Origin of the sequence: Streptomyces cadmiisoli (assembly GCF_003261055.1) — a bacterium.
Classification (GTDB): Bacteria; Actinomycetota; Actinomycetes; order Streptomycetales; family Streptomycetaceae; genus Streptomyces; species Streptomyces cadmiisoli.
On the sequence record NZ_CP030073.1, the window covers coordinates 6,541,767 to 6,564,383 of the forward strand.

Genomic DNA, 22,617 nt, shown 5'->3' on the forward strand with positions numbered 1-22,617 from the left:
GACCAGCCACTGACAACGAGATCGTGATCGCGCTCGGCCCGAGTCGGAGCGACGACCTGCCGCGGCTCAGGACCCGAACCCGGCCCGCACCCCCGCACCCCCGCACCCCCGCACCCCGCGGTCCCCTTACCCCCGCCCCCCGCGCTCCCATCGCGCGTGCGCCGCCCGCCCACCGGAAGATCACGTACCGCTCCTCCGTGGCGGCGGAGAGTCAACACAAGACGAGCGCAGGACGGGCACACACCGAACGGAGTGGTCCGGGGCTGCTCACCAGTGCGACACAACTGGGGCAAGGACGTGTTTCTTTGCCGGAAAGTCGTTCGACCGTTCCTGCGGGAGTCATACTCTCTGCCTCGACCCTGACCGCTTCGAGCGGTCCTGGGAGGGCGCATTTCAGCAAATTCCGGGACGGAAGTGGGCGGAGGGCAGCCGCGCATGCAAGGCACGGTCGACGGATTCAGCTACGGCCTCGTCACACCCGTGGTGGGCTACCTCATGGCCTGCCTCGGCGGTGCCCTGGGCCTGCGCTGCACCACGAGATCCATGCTCGTGGGCGGCTCCTGGCGCCCCGGATGGCTCGCTCTCGGGTCCGCGGCGATCGGCTCCGGTATCTGGACCATGCACTTCATCGCGATGATGGGCTTCCAGGTCGACCAGGCCCCGATCCACTACGACAAGCCGTTGACGTACGCCAGCCTGGCCATCGCGATCGTGATGGTCGGCGTCGGGATATTCATCGTCGGCTACCGGGGCGCGAGGGGCACCGCCCTGTTCACCGGCGGCACCGTCACCGGCCTCGGCATAGCGTCGATGCACTACCTGGGCATGGCCGGGATCCAGCTGGACGGAAAGCTGGAGTACAACACGCTCACCGTCGCCGCCTCGGTCCTCATAGCCATGGCCGCCGCCACCGCCGCCCTGTGGGCGGCCGGGCAGGTCAGGGGATTCTGGTGGAGCGTGGGCGCCAGCCTCGTGATGGGTCTCGCGGTCAGTGGCATGCACTACACGGGCATGGCGGCCCTAAGCGTCCACCTGCACGGCACCGCCGTCCCCGCCTCGGGCGACGCGCCCGCCGCCCTGCTCGCCCCGATGCTGATCGGCCCCCTGGCCTTCCTCTGCCTCGCGGCCGTTGTCGTGATCTTCGATCCGCTGATGGTGATGGGCAAGCCCGACTGGCCCCGGCCCGAGAACAAGCCCGGCGTCCCGGCCCACGCCCCCGCACCGCACCACCAGCCCCGCCGCGTCACCCTCCGCTCCCGCCGGAGCCCGGTCCGCCCCCGCTCCCGGACCCCGCAGAACCGCTGATCCGGACCGGTTGTCAGTGCGGGGTCGTACCTTTGATTCCATGCGGCCCGTTTCCAAGATCGAACGCACGGTGGCGCCTTTCGAGGTCGTCAGCCCCTACCAGCCGAGCGGCGACCAGCCCGCGGCCATCGCCGAGCTGGCCCGGCGCATCGAAGGCGGCGAGAAGGACGTCGTCCTGCTCGGCGCGACCGGCACCGGCAAGTCCGCCACCACCGCGTGGATGATCGAGAAGCTCCAGCGCCCCACCCTCGTGATGGCGCCGAACAAGACCCTGGCCGCCCAGCTGGCGAACGAGTTCCGAGAGCTCCTGCCGAACAACGCCGTCGAGTACTTCGTCTCGTACTACGACTACTACCAGCCCGAGGCCTACGTCCCGCAGTCGGACACCTACATCGAGAAGGACTCCTCGATCAACGAGGAGGTCGAGCGCCTGCGCCACTCGGCGACCAACTCGCTGCTCACCCGCCGCGATGTCGTCGTGGTCGCCTCGGTGTCCTGCATCTACGGTCTCGGCACGCCGCAGGAGTACGTCGACCGGATGGTCCCGCTCCGGGTCGGCGACGAGATCGACCGCGACCAGCTGCTGCGCCGCTTCGTGGACATCCAGTACACGCGCAACGACGTGGCCTTCAGCCGCGGCACCTTCCGCGTCCGCGGCGACACCATCGAGATCTTCCCGGTCTACGAGGAGCTGGCCGTCCGCATCGAGATGTTCGGCGACGAGATCGAGGCGCTGTCCACGCTCCACCCGCTGACGGGCGAGATCGTCAGCGACGACGAGCAGCTGTACATCTTCCCGGCCTCGCACTACATCGCCGGTCCCGAGCGCATGGAACGCGCCGTCAACGACATCGAGAAGGAACTGGGCGAGCGGCTGGCCGAGCTGGAGAAGCAGGGCAAGCTCCTGGAGGCCCAGCGCCTTCGCATGCGCACCACGTACGACATCGAGATGCTCCGCCAGATCGGCACCTGCTCCGGCGTGGAGAACTACTCGATGCACTTCGACGGCCGACTGCCCGGCTCCCCGCCCAACACCCTCATGGACTACTTCCCCGAGGACTTCCTCCTCGTCATCGACGAGTCGCACGTCACCGTGCCGCAGATCGGCGCCATGTACGAGGGCGACGCTTCCCGCAAGCGCACCCTCGTCGACCACGGTTTCCGGCTGCCCTCCGCTCTGGACAACCGGCCGCTGAAGTGGGAGGAGTTCCAGAAGCGCATCGGGCAGACCGTGTACCTGTCGGCGACCCCGGGCACCTACGAGCTGTCCCGGGGCGACGGTTTCGTCGAGCAGATCATCCGGCCCACCGGCCTGGTCGACCCGCAGGTCGTGGTCAAGCCCACCGAGGGCCAGATCGACGACCTGGTGCACGAGATCCGCACGCGCGTGGAGAAGGACGAGCGCGTCCTGGTCACCACGCTCACCAAGAAGATGGCCGAGGACCTCACGGACTACTTCCTGGAGCTCGGCATCCAGGTCCGCTATCTGCACAGCGACGTCGACACGCTGCGCCGCGTCGAGCTGCTGCGCGAGCTGCGCGCCGGCGAGTTCGACGTGCTGGTCGGCATCAACCTGCTGCGTGAGGGCCTCGACCTGCCCGAGGTGTCCCTCGTCGCGATCCTCGACGCCGACAAGGAGGGCTTCCTGCGCTCCGGGACGTCCCTGATCCAGACCATCGGCCGCGCGGCGCGCAACGTCTCCGGCCAGGTCCACATGTACGCCGACAAGATCACCCCGGCGATGGAGAAGGCCATCGACGAGACCAACCGCCGCCGGGACAAGCAGATCGCGTACAACAAGGCGAACGGGGTCGACCCCCAGCCGCTGCGCAAGAAGATCAACGACATCGTCGCGCAGATCGCGCGCGAGGAGGTCGACACGGAGCAACTGCTCGGCACGGGCTACCGCAACGCGAAGAAGGACGGCCGCGGCACCAAGGCCCCGGTTCCCTCCCTCGGTGACAAGGCGGCCAAGGGCGGCAAGGGCGCCAAGAGCAGGGCCAAGGCCAAGGAGACGGTGCCGACGGACCGCCCGGCGGCCGAACTCGCCGAGCAGATCGAGGAGCTGACCGAGCGGATGCGCGCCGCGGCCGCGGACCTCCAGTTCGAGATCGCCGCCCGCCTGCGCGACGAGGTCTCCGAGATGAAGAAGGAACTGCGCCAGATGAAGGAGGCCGGCCTGGCCTGATGGGCGGGAGGGGTCCGTGTGGTGCCCCGCGAACGCACTGTGTTGCAAGACCGACACAAAGTGCGGAGCGGGGTACGGCACTGTCAGTGCCGCTGCGTAGGGTGCTGGTCATCCGCGACTTCGCGGCAACAGGGGAATGCTCGAGAGGGGAATCAGCGCGTGACCGTCAACATGACCAAGGGTCAGGCCATCAGTCTTCAGAAGAACGACGGAGGCAGTCTGACCGCGGTGCGCATGGGTCTCGGGTGGCAGGCGGCCCCGCGGCGCGGCCTGTTCGGCTCGCGCACGCGGGAGATCGACCTCGACGCCTCGGCCGTCCTGTTCGCGGACAAGCAGCCGGTCGACGTCGTGTTCTTCCGTCACCTGGTGAGCGACGACGGCTCCGTGCGCCACACCGGCGACAACCTCGTCGGCGGTGTCGGCCAGGGCGGGGACGACGAGGCGATCCTGGTGGACCTCCAGCGTCTTCCGGTCCACATCGACCAGATCGTCTTCACCGTGAACTCCTTCACCGGTCAGACGTTCCAGGAGGTGCAGAACGCGTTCTGCCGCCTCGTCGACGAGACCAACGGCCAGGAGCTCGCCCGTTACACGCTCGCCGGCGGCGGCGCGTACACGGCGCAGATCATGGCGAAGGTGCACCGCGTCGGCTCCGGCTGGTCCATGACCGCCCTCGGCAACCCGGCCAACGGCCGCACCTTCCAGGACCTGATGCCGGCCATCCTGCCGGTCCTCTAGAACGGCCCGGCGAGCGGCACACGACACAGACACATCACCCAGGGGGGACGAAGGCGATGACGGCCGAGCTGGTGCGAGGGCAGAACCATCCGCTCTCCCAGGCCCGACTGGAGATCCGGGTCTCGGCCGGCGCGCCGATCGTGGCGGCGGCCACGCTCAGCGACGAGCTGGGCAAGGTCCACTCGGTGGAGCGGGTCGCCCACCCGGGCGCACCCAACCTGCCCGGGCTGGAGGTCCCCCGGCAGGCTGCCGCCGACCATCGCCTCGCGGTGGACCTCAGTGCCATGCCCGACACCGTGCACCGTGTCAACGTGCTGCTCGCCCTGCCCACGGGCGCGGGGGGAGGTCCCGGCCGCTTCGGCGTCGTGGCCGCCCCCTTCGTCGCCGTCACCGGACTCGACGGCAGCGAGATCGCCAGCTACACCATCACCGGTCTGGAGGCCGAGACCGCCGTCGTCGCCCTGGAGCTCTACCGCCGCCAGGGCGCGTGGAAGGTGCGCGCGGTCGGCCAGGGCTACGCGGGCGGACTCGCCGGACTCCTCGCCGACCAGGGCCTGCCCCAGGCCCACCAACTGGCCGCCGCCATCGACGAAGCCGTGGCGCAGGGGATGGCCCGCTCGGTGGCCGCGCCCCCGCCGCGCGCCGCGGACGGCGACCGCACCCGGCAGGCGGCGCCGCCCGCGCTCGGCCCCGACCAGAGCGGCTCACCCTACGGCGGACAGGGTCCGCAGACCGGCACGGGAGCCCGTGCGGGCAACCTCGGGGCGGGAGCGGCGCCCGCCGACCCGTCCGCCCTCACACAGCCGTCGGCACCCACCAGCGGTGGTCCGATCGACTACAGCCACCCGCGCCGCCAGAACACCGCCCCGCCCCCGCCCCCGCCGACCGCGCCCCCCGCGGCGCCCGGTCAGCCCGCCCGTCCCGTCGCGGGCGACGCGACCGGCTGGTCCATGGACGAGCGGCTGTACAACCAGGTGTGGGGCATGTTCGAGGACCTGGCCCGCACCACGGCGGCCTACCGCAGTGCCGTCGACTTCGCCGAATCGCGCATGGACAAGGAGCTGGAGCAGGTCCTGTCCGACCCGCGCAGCCGGATCGGGGGACAGGCCGACGCGGCACGGGAGTCCGCGCGGGCCCGGCACGCCGAGCTCGTCGACCAGGCCAAGCAGGTCCTCGACCGGGACGTCGCGCAGCTCACGACGGAGGCCGGTGTCGTCGAACCGGCGCTGCCACCCGCCTACGCCGGCTGGGACAACCCCGTCTGGCACGCCTACCGGGTGCCGATGGAGCTGCCGATGGCCGTGCGCCTGGGCGATCTGCGTCTGCCCGAGTGCGCCCAGCTGCGAATTCCGATGCTGCTCCGGATGCCGCTCGAACGCGGACTGTGGATAGACAGCGGACGGGCCGGATCGCTCGACGGCTCGTTCCACGACTCGCACGAGCTGCGCCGTCTGGCGATGGATTCGGCGGTCGCGCATGCGGCCCGGCTGCTCGCCGTCCACCCGGCCGGCGAGTTCAACGTCCACGTCATCGACCCGGCCGGTTCCGGAGCGTCCGCGCTGGCGCCGCTCGTGCAGTCCGGTGTGCTCGCCGCCCCGCCCGCGGTCGGCGCGGCGGGCGTGACGGAGGTCCTGGCCAGGCTCACCCAGCGTGTCGACCTGGTGCAGATGGCGGTGCGCGGCGGTGCGGCCGACGCCCTCCCGCCGGACCTGGACACCTCCCAGCACCTTCTGGTGGTCAACGACTTCCCGCACGGCTTCGACGACCGCGCCGTGACCCAGCTGCGCTACCTGGCGGACGAGGGCCCCGGCGTCGGCGTCCACCTGATGATGGTCGCGGACCGCGAGGACTCCGCCGGCTACGGCCCGCTGCTCGACCCGCTGTGGCGTTCGCTTCTGCGACTGACCCCGGTCGCGGACGATCACCTCGCGGACCCGTGGGTGGGGCACGCCTGGACATATGAGCCGCCCGTCGTGCCGCCCGGCAGCCAGGTGCTCCAGCAGGTGCTCGCCCAGGTGTCCTCCGCCCGCCGTGCCTGGCGCCGCTGACCCCGCACCTGACCCTCACCAAGCGTATGCAAAGGGCCCCTGAACAGGCAGTTTGGCCCTTTCTTTACCAATCCCTTTACCTTTCCTTGGTGATTTGGTAGGCTCCTTGGCACGGAGGGGAGTACTCCCTTTGCCTACTGCGGCGTACCCGTCAATACGGATCAGGCCAGATCCCGGGGCGTCGGCCCGTGGGTTCCGTGCGCGAGGAGCGCACCGGACGCCCGGGGTGGAAGAGACCTCCGGCAGCGACGACGCTGACTGACTGTTTGCCGTTTGCCGTTACGTACTGCCGGAGGCGCAGTGGATGTTTCCGTGACCCTATGGGTCCTGACCATCGTGGGACTTGCCGCGCTCATCGCGGTCGACTTTTTCATCGGTCGCAAGCCCCACGACGTATCGATCAAGGAAGCCGGGATCTGGACCGTCGTCTGGATCGCGCTGGCCGCACTCTTCGGCCTCGGGCTGCTCGTCTTCGGCGGTGGCCAGCCCGCCGGTGAGTTCTTCGCCGGCTTCATCACCGAGAAGTCGCTGAGTGTCGACAACCTCTTCGTCTTCGTCCTGATCATGGCGAAGTTCGCCGTGCCCTCGCAGTACCAGCAGCGAGTGCTCCTCGTCGGTGTGCTCATCGCGCTCGTGCTGCGTGCGATCTTCATCGCCGCCGGTGCCGCGATCCTCGCCAGCTTCTCCTGGGTGTTCTACCTGTTCGGCGCCTTCCTGATCTGGACCGCCTGGAAGCTCATCCAGGAGGCCCGCGCCGACGAGGAGGACGAGGAGTACGAGGAGAACAAGCTCCTCAAGGCCGCCGAGCGCCGCTTCGGCGTGGCCGACCGGTACCACGGCACGAAGCTGTGGATCGAGCAGAACGGCAAGCGCGTCATGACGCCGATGCTGGTCGTCATGCTCGCCATCGGCACCACGGACGTGCTGTTCGCGCTGGACTCGATCCCTGCGATCTTCGGTCTGACGCAGGACCCGTACATCGTGTTCACGGCCAACGCGTTCGCGCTGATGGGCCTCAGGCAGCTGTACTTCCTCATCGGCGGACTGCTGAGGAAGCTGGTCCACCTGTCGTACGGCCTGTCGATCATCCTGGGCTTCATCGGGGTGAAGCTGGTGCTGCACGCCCTGCACGAGTCCGGGGTCCACGTACCGGAGATCAGCATCCCGGTCTCCCTCGGCGTGATCTGCTCGGTCCTGATCGTCACCACGATCACCAGCCTCAGGGCCTCCAAGAAGCAGGCCGAGGCGGAAGCGGCGCAGGCGCGGAGCGCGGGCGACGAGAAGGACAGCGTCGACGTCTGACCGCGACGGACGTAGTACGAACCACCACCGGGAGCGGTGATCGGCCTTGGGTCGATCACCGCTCCCGGTGCTTGTGCCGGAGGAGTCCGGCGCGGGCGCCCGGGCTTGGACAGGACGACCTCGCGATGGAATCGACCGGAATGCGAGGGTTCTACCCGTCTGGCACGATCTCTGCATGATCACTCGGCTCAGGTCGCTCACCCGGTGGACGTCCCTGGTGCCGGTGCTCGCGGTGATCCTGCTCGTCCTCACCTGGGGGCGGGATCTGCCGGCCGCGGTCGTGGCGGTGGTGACCGTCGTGCTGGCGGGGGCGGTCCTAGCCGCCGTGCACCACGCCGAAGTGGTCGCCCACCGGGTCGGTGAACCCTTCGGTTCGCTCGTCCTCGCGGTCGCCGTCACGATCATCGAGGTCGCCCTGATCGTCACCCTGATGATCGACGGCGGGGACAAGAGCTCGACGCTGGCCAGGGACACCGTCTTCGCCGCGGTGATGATCACCTGCAACGGTATCGTCGGCGCCAGTCTGCTGGTGGCCTCGCTGCGCCACGGCACGGCGGTGTTCAACCCCGAGGGCACGGGCGCGGCCCTCGCGACCGTGGCGACGCTCGCCACGCTGAGCCTGGTACTGCCCACGTTCACGACGAGCAAGCCGGGCCCCGAGTTCTCCGGGGTGCAGCTCACCTTCGCGGCGCTGTCCTCACTGATCCTGTACGGCCTGTTCGTGGCGACCCAGACCGTGCGGCACCGTGACTATTTCCTGCCGATCACCCGGCAGGGCGAGGTGATCACGGCGGACGCCCACGCCGACGCGCCGTCCGCCCGCGCCGCCTGGACCAGCCTGACACTGCTGGGACTCGCACTGGTCGGCGTGGTCGGCCTGGCCAAGGGCGTGTCGCCCACCATCGAGTCCACCGTGGAGGCCGCCGGGCTGCACCACGCCGTCGTCGGTGTGATCATCGCGCTGCTGGTGCTGCTTCCCGAGACCATCGCCGCGCTGCGCTCGGCCCGCCGCGACCGGGTGCAGACAAGTCTCAACCTCGCGCTCGGCTCGGCCATGGCCAGCATCGGTCTGACGATCCCGGCCGTCGCCCTGGCGTCCATCTGGCTGTCCGGGCCACTCGTCCTCGGCCTGGGTGCCACCCACATGGTGCTGCTCGCGCTGACCGTCGTCGTCGCCTCGCTGACCGTGGTGCCCGGCCGGGCCACACCCCTGCAGGGCGGAGTCCACCTGGTGCTGTTCGCGGCCTACCTGGAACTAGCGATCAACCCGTAGGAGGTGCCCGCGCCGCAGGGGTCAGGTCAGGCGGCTGTCGCCTCCACCGCCGCCACCCGTACCGGACGGGTCTCGGGGAGCAGCGCGAAGCACGCCAGGCTCAGCAGCGCGACGGCCGTCAGATACGCCGCCACCCCCCACGGAACCCGGCCGCCCTGCTCGGCCAGCGCCGTGGCGACGATCGGAGTGAGCGCGCCGCCGAGCACGCCGCCGAGGTTGTAGCCGACGGCGGCGCCCGTACAGCGCACCCGCGGCTCGTACAGCTCCGGCAGATACGCCGCGATCACCGCGAACATCGTGACGAACGCCAGCAGCGCGACCATGAACCCCAGGAACATCAGCAACGGCTCGCCGGTCGCGAGCAACGCGACCATCGGGAACATCCACAGAGCCGACGCGGTGCAGCCGGCCAGGCACATCGGCCGTCGCCCGTACCGGTCGCCGAGCAGGGCCACCAGCGGCGTCAACGCGCCCTTGACCACGACCGCGGCCATGATGCAGGCCAGCATGACGGTGCGGTCGACCCCCAGCCGCTCCGTCGCGTAGGCCAGCGACCAGGTCGACACGGTGTAGAAGATCGCGTAACCGACGGCCAGCGCTCCCGCGGTGAGCAGGACGAGACGCCAGTGGTCCCGCACGACCTCCGCGAGCGGCACGCGCGCGGGCCGCTCGATCTCGAGGAACCGCGGGCTCTCGGTGAGGGACGAGCGCAGCCACAGTCCGATCAGGGCGAGCAGTCCAGCCGCCCAGAACGGTACCCGCCATCCCCACTGGGCGAACTGGGTGTCGGACAGCGTCGCCGTCAGGACGAGCATCGCGCCGTTGGCGAGGACGAAGCCGACCGCGGGTCCCACCTGGGGGAAGCTCGACCACAGTCCGCGCCGGTCGGCCGGCGCATGCTCGGCGGTCAGCAGGACGGCCCCGCCCCACTCACCGCCGAGCCCGAGCCCTTGCAGGAAGCGCAGCACGAGCAGGAGCACGGGGGCGGCCAGACCGATCGAGTCGTACGTGGGTACGCAGCCGACCGCGACCGTCGAGGCACCGGTCAGCAGCAGCGACAGTACGAGCACCGGCCGGCGCCCGCGCCGGTCGCCGATGTGCCCGAACAGGACCGATCCCAGGGGGCGGGCCAGGAATCCCACGGCGAACGTCCCGAAGGCCGCCAGCGTCCCCGCGAGCGGCGAGAACGTCGGGAAGAACAGCGGCCCGAGGACGAGCGCCGCGGCGGTGCCGTAGATGAAGAAGTCGTAGAACTCGATGGCCGTCCCGGCGAGAGAGGCGGCCGCGAGCCGCAGCATGGAGGGGGACCTTACGGTGCGTACATCGTGCATGCCGCGTCAACTACCCACGGTGACGGGCGGTTACGGGGGCGTACGGGGGCGTGCCGTGCGTCAGTAGGTGACGGTGATGCGCCGGGCAGTGCCGTCGACAAGGATGGTGCCGCCGTAGGGGACGACGAACTGAGGGTCGGTGTGGCCGAGGTCCACATCGAAGACGACGAGGGTGTCCGGGGCGTAGTCCCGCAGCGCGCGCAGCACGGCCTCGCGCTGCTCAGCCGCGTAGCGGGCGCCCTCCTCGGGGCTGTTGGGACGCTCGAAGCTCCAGGTCCTCGGCCGGCCCATGAGCAGCGCGGGGAAGCGCCGCAGCAGGCCGCGCTCGCCCATGTTCCGCAGCGTGCGGAAGACCTCCGTGGCGCTAGGCATGTCCTCGGACGTCTCCAGGAAGAGCACTCCGCCGTCGTACTCGCTCAGGTCGCGGGCCGTCTCGCGGTCGGCCATCAGCAGCCAGCCGACGATCTCCAGGCAGCCGCCCCAGCTGCGGCCCTCCACCACCCGGTCGGCGTTCACCCAGGTCCACCCGGTGCCGGGCCGGGTCTCGGGCTCGGCGTCGAAGGTGGCCGGGTCCGCCCAGTCGCGGCTGACGTCGCGCCATCGCTCGGCGGGGCTCAGTTCGTACGGGCCCGAGGTGAACAGCGCCGCCCTGAGCGAGTCGGCGGTCTGCGGGTGCATCGCGCCCGGCCGGCCCAGCTCGGACATCACGGTCGCGCCGTGAAAGCCGACGATTCCGGTGTTGCGCAGAAAGGCGAGCAGGTTCGTGTTGTCGCTCGTCCCGAAGAACGGTTTCGGGTTCGCCCGGATCAACTCCCGGTCCAGGAAGGGCAGCACGGTGATCTGGTCGTCACCGCCGATCGACGCGACGACCGCCTTGATGTCCGGGTCGGCGAAAGCGGCGTGGAGGTCGTCCGCCCGCTCCCGCGGGGTGGAGCCCATCCTGCGGGTCGTCGGATACTCGACCGGTTCGAGGCCGTACTCCTTCCGCAGCCGCTCCAGGCCCAGCTCGAAGGGCAGGGGGAGGATCCCCGGCAGGCCGGACGAGGGCGAGACGACGGCTATCCGGTCACCGGGCCGGGGCTTGGGCGGGTACACAGGTGTCACCATGCGCGGAGGCTACGCGGGAGCCCGGTTTCGGCGCACCGTGATAAACCGGGTCCGAGCAGCGGTCCTCCCGGGGCCGCCGTACCTCGATCCGGACCGGAGGAACCGTGCCCCGCACCCTGGCGAACGCCCCGATCATGATTCTCAACGGGCCCAACCTGAACCTCCTCGGGCAGCGCCAGCCGGAGATCTACGGCTCCGACACGCTCGCCGGCGTCGAGGCCCTGTGCGTCAAGGCGGCGGCCGCGCACGGCGGCACCGTGGACTTCCGCCAGTCCAACCACGAGGGCGAACTCGTCGACTGGATCCACGAGGCGCGGCTGAACCACTGCGGCATCGTGATCAACCCGGCCGCCTACTCGCACACTTCAGTGGCGATCCTCGACGCGCTCAACACCTGCGACGGCATGCCGGTACTGGAGGTCCACATCTCCAACGTCCACAAGCGGGAGTCGTTCCGCCACCACTCGTACGTCTCGCTGCGCGCGGACGGGGTCATCGCCGGCTGCGGAGTCCAGGGGTACGTGTTCGGGGTGGAGCGGGTCGCCGCGCTGGTGGGCGCGGCACAGGCCGAGGCGTAGTCCCGACGCGCCCTCGGAGGCCGGCGGGGCTGGTCGCCTGGGCCGCCGGCCGAGGGCGGGGATCGGTGGACCGGCGGCCCGTACCGCGCGGGTGCCGTCATCCCGCGCGGGGCTGCCTCCAGTTGACCGCGCGACCGTGCGCGTGGGGAGCGCGCACAGTACACGGGTAGGTGTACGGCATTCACACGGGGCGCGCGCCGTACGACTCGCGCCCCCGCGATGCCGGCTTCACCACCCTCGGGCGCGCCACTCCGCCAGGTGCGGCCGCTCCGCTCCGAGCGTGGTGTCGTTGCCGTGGCCGGGGTAGACCCAGGTCTCGTCCGGAAGCGTGCCGAAGATCTTCGTCTCGACGTCGTGGATCAGACTGGCGAACGCCTTCGGATCCTTGTGGGTGTTGCCCACACCGCCGGGGAAGAGGCAGTCCCCGGTGAACACGTGCGGGTGCCCGTGCGGGTCGTCGTAGACCAGGGCGATCGAGCCCGGTGTGTGCCCGACCAGATGGCGCGCGGTCAGCTCCACCTGCCCCACCCTGATGGTGTCCCCGTCGTCCACCGGGACGTCCGTCGGCACCGGAATGCCCTCGGTGTCCTCCCGGCCCGCGTGCGTGCGGGCGCCGGTGGCCGCCACCACCTCGGCCAGAGCCTGCCAGTGGTCGCCGTGCCGGTGCGTGGTGACGACGGACGCGATGCCGTCGTCACCGATCATGCCGAGCAGCGTCTCCGCCTCGTTCGCCGCGTCGATCAGCAACTGTTCGTCCGTGGCCCGGCAGCGCAGCAGATAGGCGTTGTTGTCCATCGGGCCGACCGCGATCTTGGTGATCATCAGGTCCTTCAGCTCGTGCACGTCCGCCGGGCCGCCGACCGTCACCTGTCCGCTGTACGTCATGCCGGTCAGTCTAGGGCGGCGACGGGGAGGGCAGCAGGCCGCGGACGCCGCTTCAGGGGGCACCGAGGGCGGGGCGCGGCCGCTACAGCGGGGGCAGCGAGGGCAGCGGGCCGCCCTCGCTGACCAGTCCGGAGCCGTCCCGGCGCCCGGCGAGCAGACCGAGCAGGTCGGCCGCGGAACCCGTGACGGTGATCTCCGGCTCGCCGGTGGTCCGGCCCGTGCTCCACGCGCGTGTGCCGTCGGTCAGCCGGGTCGGGGGCACGTCCGGGTGGCCGGCGAACCGGTCCGCCAGGAAGTGGATCTCCCGCTCCACGAACTCCACGGGCAGGTCCTCCAGCTCGTAGCCGATGCCGAGGTCCACGTGGTGCAGCTCGACCTCGATCCACCGGCGGAAGGGCACCCGGGACGCGGAGTCGGTCACGCCGTTGCGCAGCTCCACGGTGCGCGACCAGTCCGCCGGAGCGGCCGCCGAGCGCTGGAAGCGGGCCGCGCTCTCCCGGACGTCCGCGAGCTGGACGTCGAGGGGGCGCGGGGCGTCCCGCTCGATGTCCACGTCCCGGGCCTCGCCCGAGACGTACATGGGGCGGCCCTCCAGAACGTTCACCAGGGCGTCGGCGTTGCGGGCGAGATGGGCGAGAACATGACCGCGGTTCCAGCCCGGCAGCCGTGACGGTTCCGTCACGGCGGCGTTGTCCAGTTTGCCGACTGCGATGAGCAGCCGGTCGGTCGCTTCGTGTACAGACGCCAGGTCACGCACGTGATCAGTCATGACGCCGACCCTAGCTCCGCCACTCCTTCGGGTGAAGGTGACCGACCCCGGCCGTAAATCGAATGCGCGTGCTATAAGGTCGGGCTTGGCGTCGGGCATGCTGGATGGTCGGGGATTGTTATGCAACCTGAGAATCCGACCGGCGTTGTCAGTGGCTCCCCCTAGTCTGAGAAAGCACGGGGGCCCCGCCCCTGTCACTTCTCCCAAGAAAGGTGCGGACCGGCGTGGCCGACCGTCTCATCGTCCGTGGCGCGCGCGAGCACAACCTGAAGAACGTCTCGCTCGACCTGCCTCGTGACTCGCTCATCGTCTTCACGGGCCTGTCCGGGTCGGGCAAGTCCTCCCTGGCCTTCGACACCATCTTCGCGGAGGGCCAGCGGCGCTACGTGGAGTCGCTCTCCTCGTACGCCCGCCAGTTCCTCGGCCAGATGGACAAGCCGGACGTCGACTTCATCGAGGGCCTGTCCCCGGCGGTCTCCATCGACCAGAAGTCGACCTCGCGCAATCCGCGCTCGACGGTCGGCACGATCACCGAGGTCTACGACTACCTGCGCCTGCTGTTCGCGCGCATCGGCAAGCCGCACTGCCCCCAGTGCGGGCGGCCGATCTCGCGCCAGTCGCCGCAGGCCATCGTGGACAAGGTCCTGGAGCTGCCCGAGGGCAGCCGCTTCCAGGTGCTGTCGCCGCTGGTGCGGGAGCGCAAGGGCGAGTTCGTCGACCTGTTCGCGGATCTCCAGACCAAGGGCTACAGCCGCGCACGGGTGGACGGCGAGACGATCCAGCTCTCCACCCCGCCCACCCTGAAGAAGCAGGAGAAGCACACCATCGAGGTGGTCGTCGACCGCCTCACGGTGAAGGACTCCGCCAAGCGCCGCCTGACCGACTCCGTGGAGACCGCCCTCGGGCTCTCCGGCGGCATGGTCGTGCTCGACTTCGTCGATCTCCCCGAGGACGACCCCGAGCGCGAGCGCATGTACTCGGAGCACCTGTACTGCCCGTACGACGACCTGTCCTTCGAGGAGCTGGAGCCGCGCTCCTTCTCCTTCAACTCGCCCTTCGGCGCCTGCCCCGAGTGCACCGGCATCGGCACGCGCATGGAGGTCGACCCCGAGCTGCTCGTCCCGGACGAGGAGAAGTCCCTCGACGAGGGCGCCATCCACCCCTGGTCGCACGGGCACACCAAGGACTACTTCGGCCGACTGATCGGGGCGCTGGCCGACGCGCTGGGCTTCCGCACGGACATCCCCTTCGCGGGTCTGCCGCAGCGCGCGAAGAAGGCCCTGCTGTACGGGCACAAGACCCAGATCGAGGTCCGCTACCGCAACCGGTACGGGCGCGAGCGGGTCTACACCACGCCCTTCGAGGGCGCCGTCCCGTTCGTCAAGCGCCGGCACAGCGAGGCCGAGAGCGACGCCAGCCGCGAGCGCTTCGAGGGCTACATGCGCGAGGTGCCCTGCCCCACCTGTGAGGGCACGCGCCTGAAGCCGATCGTCCTCGCCGTCACGATCATGGAAAAGTCGATCGCCGAGGTCGCCGCGATGTCGATCAGCGACTGCGCGGACTTCCTGGGTGAGCTGAAGCTCAGCGCCCGCGACAAGAAGATCGCCGAGCGGGTGCTGAAGGAGGTCAACGAGCGGCTGCGCTTCCTGGTCGACGTCGGCCTGGACTACCTCTCGCTGAACCGCGCGGCCGGCACCCTCTCCGGCGGCGAGGCTCAGCGCATCCGGCTGGCCACCCAGATCGGCTCCGGCCTCGTCGGCGTGCTGTACGTGCTGGACGAGCCGTCCATCGGCCTGCACCAGCGCGACAACCACCGGCTGATCGAGACGCTCGTCAGACTCCGGGACATGGGCAACACGCTCATCGTCGTCGAGCACGACGAGGACACGATCAAGGTCGCCGACTGGGTCGTCGACATCGGCCCCGGCGCCGGAGAGCACGGCGGCAAGGTGGTGCACAGCGGCTCCCTGAAGGGACTGCTCGCCAACGAGGAGTCGCAGACCGGCCAGTACCTGTCCGGGAAGAAGTCCATCCCGCTGCCCGACATCCGCCGCCCCCGCGACCCGTCCCGGCACCTCACCGTGCACGGCGCCCGGGAGAACAACCTCCAGGACATCGACGTGTCCTTCCCGCTGGGTGTGTTCACCGCGGTCACGGGCGTGTCGGGCTCCGGCAAGTCGACGCTGGTCAACGACATCCTCTACACCCACCTGGCCCGCGAACTGAACGGCGCGCGGAACGTCCCCGGCCGGCACACGCGCGTGGACGGCGACGACCTCGTCGACAAGGTCGTGCACGTCGACCAGTCGCCCATCGGCCGAACCCCGCGGTCCAACCCGGCCACGTACACCGGCGTCTTCGACCACATCCGCAAGCTGTTCGCCGAGACCGCCGAGGCGAAGGTCCGCGGTTACCTGCCGGGCCGCTTCTCCTTCAACGTCAAGGGCGGCCGCTGCGAGAACTGCGCGGGCGACGGCACGATCAAGATCGAGATGAACTTCCTCCCGGACGTGTACGTCCCGTGCGAGGTCTGCCACGGCGCCAGGTACAACCGGGAGACCCTGGACGTCCACTACAAGGGCAAGTCCATCGCCGAGGTCCTGAACATGCCGATCGAGGAGGCGCTCGACTTCTTCGAGGCGGTCCCCGCGATCGCCCGTCACCTCAGGACCCTGCACGAAGTCGGCCTCGGCTACGTCCGGCTCGGGCAGTCGGCGACCACGCTCTCCGGCGGTGAGGCCCAGCGTGTGAAGCTCGCCAGCGAGCTCCAGAAGCGCTCCACCGGACGCACGGTCTACGTCCTGGACGAGCCCACCACCGGTCTGCACTTCGAGGACATCAGCAAGCTGCTGACGGTCCTGTCCGGCTTGGTCGACAAGGGCAACACCGTCATCGTCATCGAGCACAACCTCGACGTGGTCAAGACCGCCGACTGGATCGTCGACATGGGTCCCGAGGGCGGCGCCGGCGGCGGACTCGTCGTCGCCGAGGGCACGCCCGAGGAGGTCGCGGGCGTCTCGACCAGCCACACCGGCAAGTTCCTGCGGGAGATCCTGGGCGCCGACCGGATCAGCGACGCCGCGCCGGTCAAGGCACCGCGCAAGGCCGCCGCGAAGAAGACGGTGGCCGCCAAGGCACCGGCCAGACGGACGGCGACGGCCAGGACGGTCAACAACACGTCCACCGAGAAGGCGGCCGGGGCCGCGAAGAAGGCGACGCCCGCGAAGAAGACGACGCGGACCCGCAAGGCCTGAGCACCACCCAGGGCGGCATCACGAACGGCCGGCGCCCCGCGGGAACTCCCCGCGGGGCGCCGGCCGTTGCACAGTCAGCCGCCCTGTCCCTGCGGCTCGATGAACTGCATGTCCAACTGGATCTTGACAACATCACCGAGGAACCCGGCACCGAAGTCCATGCCGAAGTCGCTGCGCCGGATCTCACCCGTCGCCTCGAACCCGGCGTGCCTCCTGCCGTCCACGGGGGAGTCCACGACCCCGCCGAACTCGACGGCGAACCTCACCGGACGGGTCACGTCCCCGATCGTCAGATCGCCCTCCATCGTCCAGTCGTCGCCCGTCCCGGCCACGCGCGACGAGCGGAACGTCATCGTCGGGCGCTTCTCCACGTCGAGCAGATCGGCCGACCGGGTGTGGGCGTCACGGTCGGAGTTCCCGGTGTCCAAAGAGGCGAGCGCGACCCGTGCGGTGACCCGCACGTCGTCAAGGGTCCCGCCGACGTGCAGCCCGGCCTCCACGTCGGTGAACCGACCGCGCACCTTCGCGATCCCCAGGTGGCGGATCGTGAAGTTCACGGCGGAGTGCAGCGGGTCCAGCTCCCAGTCCCCGGAGACCAGCGGGAGGGGAGCGGCAGCCAGGGTGTTCGAGGATGTGTCCTGAGTCATGCCTCCCACCCTCGGGCCTCGCGGGGTCCGGAGGGAGACCGCCACGAGGGTGGTAGTGACAGGGCCACCCTCAGCGGTGAACCGCGTTGTACGTTCAACGGGTGAGCGACAACGAGCTGGGAGCCTTTCTGCGTACGCGACGTGAAGCCGTCACGCCGACGGACGTGGGCCTGCCCCTGGGCCCCCGCCGCCGTACGCCGGGGCTGCGCCGGGCGGAGCTGGCCACGCTGGCCGGCATCAGCATCGAGTACCTCACCCGGCTGGAACAGGGCCGGGACCGTAACCCCTCACCGCAGGTGCTCGGCGCCCTCGGTGACGCACTCCGGCTGCCCGTTCCGGACCGGATCCTGCTGCGCCGACTGGCGAAGGAGCACGGTGTCGACAAAGCCCTGTGCGCGGCGGCCGGCCCGCCCCAGCGGACGGTGCGCCCGACCATGACGGCGCTCCTGGACCGCCTCGAACCCTCACCGGCCGCACTGATCAACTGGATCGGCGACATCGTCGCCCACACCGACGGCTACGAGCGGTACGCCCGCCCCCTCGGCCTGCTCGACGACGAGTTGCCCAATGTCCTGCGGTACCTGTTCACCGACGGGCGGGCCCGGAGCGTGTACCCGGCCTGGGACCGGATCGCCGACGAGCAGATCGCCCAACTGCGCGCCGAGGGCCCGCTGCACGACACGCATCTCGTGGATCTGATCGACGAGTTGACGGTCACCGTGGGATCCGCGTTCACCGACCGGCTTTCCGCGGTTCCCTCGATGCCCGTTCGGTCGGGCGTCGACATCGTCGAACACCCCGAGGTGGGCAGGCTGCGTCTGGCGTTCGAGACCCTCGCCCTCCCCGACGAGGGGCTGCGTCTCGTCGTCCATCTCCCGGCCGACGAGGTGACGGCGGCGGCGCTGGACCGGCTGAACGGACGCCGACCGGGAGCGCTCCGCGCGGTGAGCGGCTGACGGATCGCCGACAGGCCCTTCCACCCGGCCGGGCAGGGCGGCCGGCGATTCCGTGCCACCCGCCGGGCCCGGGCCCGGCGGCCGCGCCCGGAACGTCGAGCGTGCAGCTGGCCGCCGGGTGGCCGTTCCCGAGCGAGCACCCGGCCGCCGGGGTCGCGGCCCGTGGCGCCCGCCGCCTACCACTCGCCGAGTTCGGGCGCGTACGGCGGCTCGGCGCCCGCGCGGGAACAGGTGATCGCCGCCGCCCGCGCCGCGAAGCGGAGCAGCCGCGTCCAGCGCTCCGGGCCCAGAGCCGTGAGCGCCTCGGGGGACAGGGCGTCCCAGGCGGCCAGGCCGTGCAGCAAGGCCGCGTTCACCGTGTCGCCGGCACCGATGGTGTCCACCACGTCGACCGGTTCGCCGGGCACGGAGTGCTCCGCGCCGTCCCGGGTGTGGACGGTCAGACCGTCCCCGCCCCGGGTGATCACGACGGCGGAGGGGCCCGCAGCGAGCCACTCCCGCGGGGTGCCGCCCAGCCACCGGGCGTCCTCCTCGGAGAGCTTGAGCAGGGTCACGGACGGCAGCCAGCCGGCGAACCGTGCCCGGTAGGCGTCCGCGTCGGGGATCAGACCGGTACGGATGTTGGGGTCGAGCGCGGTGAAGACACCCTGCTCGGCCGTGCGCCGCATCAGCCTCTCGTAGGCGCCGGCGCCCGGCTCCAGTACGAGGGAGCAGGTGCCGAAGGACACCGCGCGGGTCGTCGGCGGAAGCCGGTCGGGCTCGGTGAACAGCCGGTCGGCGGTGCCTTCCACGTAGAAGGAGTAGGCGGCCGAGCCGTGTCCGTCGACGGTGGCGACCGCGAGCGTGGTCGGCTCCGGGCCGCGCTGCACGTGCGAGACGTCCACCCCGGCCTTGCGCAGCCCGTCGAGCAGGGCCTCGCCGAAGGCGTCGTACGAGGTGCGGGAGCAGAAGGCGGTGGGGGAGCCGAGGCGGCCGAGCGCCAGGGCCGTGTTGTACGGGCCGCCGCCGAGGGCGGGGCGCAGCGCTGCGAGGGCGCCCGCGCCCTGCGGCACCAGATCGATCAGGGCCTCACCGGCGACGACGATCACGCGACGGTTCCTTTCCGGGCGGTTCGGTACTCGGACGGCTCGGCTCGCTCGGGCCGCTCGCCGGGGCCGGGCCGCTGCCGCGGCTCCTCCGGGCAGCCGCAGGAGCTGCGGTGGACGAAGGCGCTGGGCAGCCGCACGGTCCGGGCGGGCCGGTCGGGCTCGGCGAGGCGGTCCAGGAGGACCTGGACCGCCTCGGCGCCGAGTTCCCTGCTGGGCTGGGCGATCGCCGTGAGCCGCGGGGAGAAGAGGTCCGCCCAGGCGAAGTCGTCGAAGCAGCACAGGGCGATGTCCTCGGGTACGGACAGCCCCCGCTCGCGCAGGGCGCGCAGCGCGCCGATGGTCATCGCGTTGTTGGCGGTGACGAGGGCAGTCGGCGGCGCGGCGAGGGACAGCAGGGCGGTGGTGGCCCGCTCGCCGCCGGTCGACTCGGAGTCGCCGTGCACGACGAGTCGTTCGTCGTGGGGGAGCCCGGCGGACGCGAGGCCCTGGCGGTAGCCGGCGATCCGCTCACCGGTGGTGCTGAGCCCGCCGAGCCCGGCGACCAGGCCGATCCGGCGGTGGCCGAGACCGGCGAGATGGGTGACGAGCCGGGCCGTGGGTCCGGTGCTCTCGGCGCAGACCTGGTCCAGCGGCGGTGCCCCGGTCGCCGACTCCTCGACCAGGCGGTCGAGGAGCACCGTGGGCACCTTGTGGCGACGTACGTAGGCGAGGAGTTCGCGCGGATCCGCGGAGGGGGCCACGATCAGGCCGTCCACGCGTCGTTCGTGCAGCAGCTGGACGACCGTGCGCTCGTGGCGGGGGTCGTCGTGCGGATCGGCGAGCAGCAGGCTGTAGCCGTGCTCCAGGGCGGTCGCCTCCACGCCCTGGAGGATCTCGGTGAAGTACGGGTTGCTGATGGCGGACACGGCGAGGCCGATGGAGCGGGTGCGGGAGGTCACCAGGGAGCGGGCGAGGGTGTTCGGGGTGTAGGCCAGCTCGTCGATGGCGTCCAGGACGGCCCGGCGGGTGGCGGGGAGCACCGGGCGGGTGCCGTTCAGCACGTGGGAGACGGTCGCGACGGACACCCCGGCGCTGCGCGCCACGTCGGCCATGGTCGGCATGGATGCCCTCCTGTCCCTGACCGGGCCCGCGTCCGAGCCGGCGTTCACACCTGAGCCCGAGCCGCACCGACCGAGCAGCGCCGCACCGCCCGAGCCGCACGGCACCGCACCGGCGCGAGGCGGCGGGCGTCCTCCGGCCGGGACGGTATCCCATCCGGCGGCGGACGTAAACGATTGCGCAAGCGATTACGTCGCCGTCATGGCTGCCCCGCCCCCGGGCCGACCGGTCACAGACGGCTATCGTCAGCAGGCACACCGCGGACGCGCCCCCGGGACGCACCCCGCGTCACCGCGGGTCACCCGTGGTGCCCCGCATTCCCGCCGTACCGCCCCGACCAGTGGAGATCCGCATGTCCGCCCGCCCTTCCGTGAGCCGCCGTACCGTCCTGCGAGGGGCCGCACTCGCCCCGGTCGCCGGGATCGGACTCACGGCCTGTTCACCGGGCGACGGAAAGCCGGCCGGGGCGCCCACCGCGCCGGTCGAGCTCGGTGCGGAGAGCGAGGTCGCGCAGGGAGGCGCCAAGCTCTACCGCGATCACAACGTGGTGGTCAGCCGGGCCGCGGACGGCTCGCTGAAGGCCTACAGCACGATCTGCACGCACGCCGCGTGCCCCATCAACAAGCTGGAGGGGACGAAGCTCATCTGTCCCTGCCACGGCAGCGAGTTCGACGCCACGACCGGCGAGGTCCTGCAGGCACCGGCCACCGTCGCGCTGAGCGAGGTCGCGGTGAAGGCGGAGAACGGCAGGATCGTGGCGGGCCCGGCGGCCTGACTCGCCCCTGGTGGCCCACGGTGCGGGCGGCCCCTGACACGCCCGCCGTCTCCGGGCGCCCACCGAGAGTGCGGCCCGGCGCCCCGCGACCGGCTGCCCGGCAACTCCGTGCCCCGGGGGGGCCGACTTCCTGCTCCCAGTCCCGGCCGATCCCTACTCCCAGTCCCAGCCGATCCCCACGATCCCGGACCGCACGCGCGGCTCCACGACGTGCACCGAGTGGTGGCGGTCGGTGAGCGGCAGTTCCTGGCGGCCGCTGCGCGGCGCCGCCGCCGACTGCTGGGTGAACCGGTGGCAGCGCACCGGCAGGGCGTTCTCGTCGAACCGCACCTGAAGGGCGTACTGCCCGCCCGCGGGCCCGAAGCCGCGGACGTACTCGCGTGAGGCGCCGGCCGTGCCGTCCTCGACGCCGTAGCGGAACAGGAAGGTGTCGCCGGCCCGCAGCCGGGTGTCGAAGAGGAGTTCCGCCACGAGGACTCCGGTCTCGTGGTGCCGCCGGACGCGTCCGGCGCGGCAGTTCTCCAGGGCGTGCACCGACATGCGGTCCGGGACGCATCCCGGATCGCCGTGGTGGACGGCGACGAAGCGGTCGACGCCGTCGCGGTGGGAGCGCACGATGTGGTGCGACTCGCGCCCGAGCAGCTCGCGGCGCGCCCCGATCCGGACCCGCTCGTGGTGACCGAGCGTGTGCAGCCCGCCGTCGAGGGGGGCCTCCAGCTCGGCGAGAAGCCGCTCCAGGACACCCGAGGCCTCGACCACGGCGCGGTAGGAGCGGGCCCCGCGCCGCGGTTCGCCCACACCCTCGTCGGCGTCCGACAACAGCCGGATCAGTGACTCCTCGGGCAGTTGGAGGATCTCCTCCAGGGCCCGTACGGCGCGCAGCGACTCGGGGCGCTGGGGGCGGCGGGCGCCCTGTTGCCAGTAACTCAGGCTCGTGACGCCCACCTTCACGCCGTACCGCGACAGATGGTGCTGCACGCGTTGCAGGGGCAGTCCGCGGGCGGCGATCGCGGCGCGCAGGGCGACGTGAAAGGGGCCGACCCGCAGGGCCGCGTCCAGTTCCGCGGTGGCGGCGTCCGCGTGCTGTGTGGCGTACGGCATGCAGGGGCCTTTCTGTGCTGGATCACTACGGCTGGTCAGACCGTTCGCGCGGGCTGTCGGGCCCCCTCGTCGGAGCCGGGGGCGTCCTGACATGGGTACGCCACCGTCCACGGTCCCGAGTTCCCACGCATTGAAGCGTGTTGACCATGCCTCGACAACACCTGATGCCCAACG

At 71.0% G+C, this 22,617-nt stretch carries 18 protein-coding genes; 10 read left to right on the forward strand and 8 right to left on the reverse strand.

The features are described 5' to 3' along the window. Positions 1–435 precede the first annotated feature (435 nt). From DN051_RS28670 to DN051_RS28695, 6 genes are all read left to right on the forward strand, one after another. Positions 436–1,305, forward strand: coding sequence for an MHYT domain-containing protein (locus tag DN051_RS28670; protein ID WP_053762289.1), 870 nt, complete (start codon positions 436–438; stop codon positions 1,303–1,305). Between the two features lie 40 nt (positions 1,306–1,345). Continuing rightward, positions 1,346–3,493, forward strand: coding sequence for an excinuclease ABC subunit UvrB (gene uvrB / locus DN051_RS28675; RefSeq protein WP_053762290.1), 2,148 nt, complete (start codon positions 1,346–1,348; stop codon positions 3,491–3,493). Positions 3,494–3,652: 159 nt separating this feature from the next. Continuing rightward, a complete protein-coding gene (locus DN051_RS28680; protein WP_053762291.1) occupies positions 3,653–4,231 on the forward strand; it encodes a TerD family protein in 579 nt (192 codons plus the stop codon). A 56-nt stretch (positions 4,232–4,287) separates the two neighbouring features. Further along, positions 4,288–6,279, forward strand: a complete 1,992-nt coding sequence (locus tag DN051_RS28685) for a TerD family protein (RefSeq protein WP_112439781.1) — start codon at positions 4,288–4,290, stop codon at positions 6,277–6,279. A gap of 300 nt (positions 6,280–6,579) precedes the next feature. Continuing rightward, positions 6,580–7,581, forward strand: coding sequence for a TerC/Alx family metal homeostasis membrane protein (locus tag DN051_RS28690; RefSeq protein ID WP_053762293.1), 1,002 nt, complete (start codon positions 6,580–6,582; stop codon positions 7,579–7,581). Between the two features lie 175 nt (positions 7,582–7,756). After that, entirely contained in the window at positions 7,757–8,854 is a 1,098-nt protein-coding gene (locus DN051_RS28695; RefSeq protein ID WP_053762294.1) for a calcium:cation antiporter, read from the forward strand. 26 nt (positions 8,855–8,880) lie between these two features. On the opposite strand, the gene DN051_RS28700 is transcribed toward DN051_RS28695, so the two are convergent. Both DN051_RS28700 and DN051_RS28705 read right to left on the reverse strand, forming a co-directional pair. Further along, positions 8,881–10,185 (reverse strand): MFS transporter, encoded by a 1,305-nt coding sequence (locus DN051_RS28700; RefSeq protein WP_079001641.1) that lies wholly within the window; start codon positions 10,183–10,185, stop codon positions 8,881–8,883. A gap of 60 nt (positions 10,186–10,245) precedes the next feature. After that, the gene (locus DN051_RS28705; protein ID WP_112439782.1) at positions 10,246–11,292 is read right to left on the reverse strand and encodes a S66 family peptidase; all 1,047 of its coding nucleotides are present in this window, start codon (positions 11,290–11,292) and stop codon (positions 10,246–10,248) included. Between the two features lie 104 nt (positions 11,293–11,396). On the opposite strand from DN051_RS28705, the gene aroQ reads away from it, so the two are divergent. Further along, on the forward strand, positions 11,397–11,870 hold the full coding sequence (gene aroQ / locus DN051_RS28710; protein ID WP_053762297.1) for a type II 3-dehydroquinate dehydratase: 474 nt from the start codon (positions 11,397–11,399) through the stop codon (positions 11,868–11,870). A 228-nt stretch (positions 11,871–12,098) separates the two neighbouring features. On the opposite strand, the gene DN051_RS28715 is transcribed toward aroQ, so the two are convergent. Further along, complete coding sequence (locus tag DN051_RS28715; RefSeq protein ID WP_112439783.1) at positions 12,099–12,755, reverse strand: MBL fold metallo-hydrolase; 657 nt, start codon at positions 12,753–12,755, stop codon at positions 12,099–12,101. 82 nt (positions 12,756–12,837) lie between these two features. Next, positions 12,838–13,524 carry a maleylpyruvate isomerase family mycothiol-dependent enzyme gene (locus DN051_RS28720; protein ID WP_112439784.1) on the reverse strand — a complete coding sequence of 229 codons (687 nt, stop codon included), beginning with the start codon at positions 13,522–13,524 and terminating at the stop codon, positions 12,838–12,840. A 224-nt stretch (positions 13,525–13,748) separates the two neighbouring features. On the opposite strand from DN051_RS28720, the gene uvrA reads away from it, so the two are divergent. Then, the gene (uvrA, locus tag DN051_RS28725) at positions 13,749–16,778 is read left to right on the forward strand and encodes an excinuclease ABC subunit UvrA (protein ID WP_112439785.1); all 3,030 of its coding nucleotides are present in this window, start codon (positions 13,749–13,751) and stop codon (positions 16,776–16,778) included. 74 nt (positions 16,779–16,852) lie between these two features. Here uvrA and DN051_RS28730 read toward each other — a convergent pair whose 3' ends face one another. After that, positions 16,853–17,425, reverse strand: coding sequence for a YceI family protein (locus DN051_RS28730; RefSeq protein ID WP_112439786.1), 573 nt, complete (start codon positions 17,423–17,425; stop codon positions 16,853–16,855). Between the two features lie 101 nt (positions 17,426–17,526). Between DN051_RS28730 and DN051_RS28735 the strand changes: the two genes are divergently transcribed. Then, positions 17,527–18,381: a helix-turn-helix transcriptional regulator gene (locus DN051_RS28735; protein ID WP_112439787.1), complete on the forward strand. Its 855-nt coding sequence runs from the start codon at positions 17,527–17,529 to the stop codon at positions 18,379–18,381. Between the two features lie 176 nt (positions 18,382–18,557). Here DN051_RS28735 and DN051_RS28740 read toward each other — a convergent pair whose 3' ends face one another. Both DN051_RS28740 and DN051_RS28745 read right to left on the reverse strand, forming a co-directional pair. Beyond that, positions 18,558–19,469: a carbohydrate kinase family protein gene (locus DN051_RS28740; RefSeq protein ID WP_053762303.1), complete on the reverse strand. Its 912-nt coding sequence runs from the start codon at positions 19,467–19,469 to the stop codon at positions 18,558–18,560. After that, positions 19,466–20,569 carry a LacI family DNA-binding transcriptional regulator gene (locus DN051_RS28745; RefSeq protein ID WP_112439788.1) on the reverse strand — a complete coding sequence of 368 codons (1,104 nt, stop codon included), beginning with the start codon at positions 20,567–20,569 and terminating at the stop codon, positions 19,466–19,468. The genes DN051_RS28740 and DN051_RS28745 overlap by 4 nt, the downstream gene beginning before the upstream one ends. Positions 20,570–20,919: 350 nt before the next feature. On the opposite strand from DN051_RS28745, the gene DN051_RS28750 reads away from it, so the two are divergent. Beyond that, positions 20,920–21,342, forward strand: a complete 423-nt coding sequence (locus tag DN051_RS28750) for a Rieske (2Fe-2S) protein (protein ID WP_053762305.1) — start codon at positions 20,920–20,922, stop codon at positions 21,340–21,342. 153 nt (positions 21,343–21,495) lie between these two features. On the opposite strand, the gene DN051_RS28755 is transcribed toward DN051_RS28750, so the two are convergent. Continuing rightward, positions 21,496–22,443 (reverse strand): hypothetical protein, encoded by a 948-nt coding sequence (locus DN051_RS28755; RefSeq protein WP_053762306.1) that lies wholly within the window; start codon positions 22,441–22,443, stop codon positions 21,496–21,498. Between the last annotated feature and the right edge of the window lie 174 nt (positions 22,444–22,617).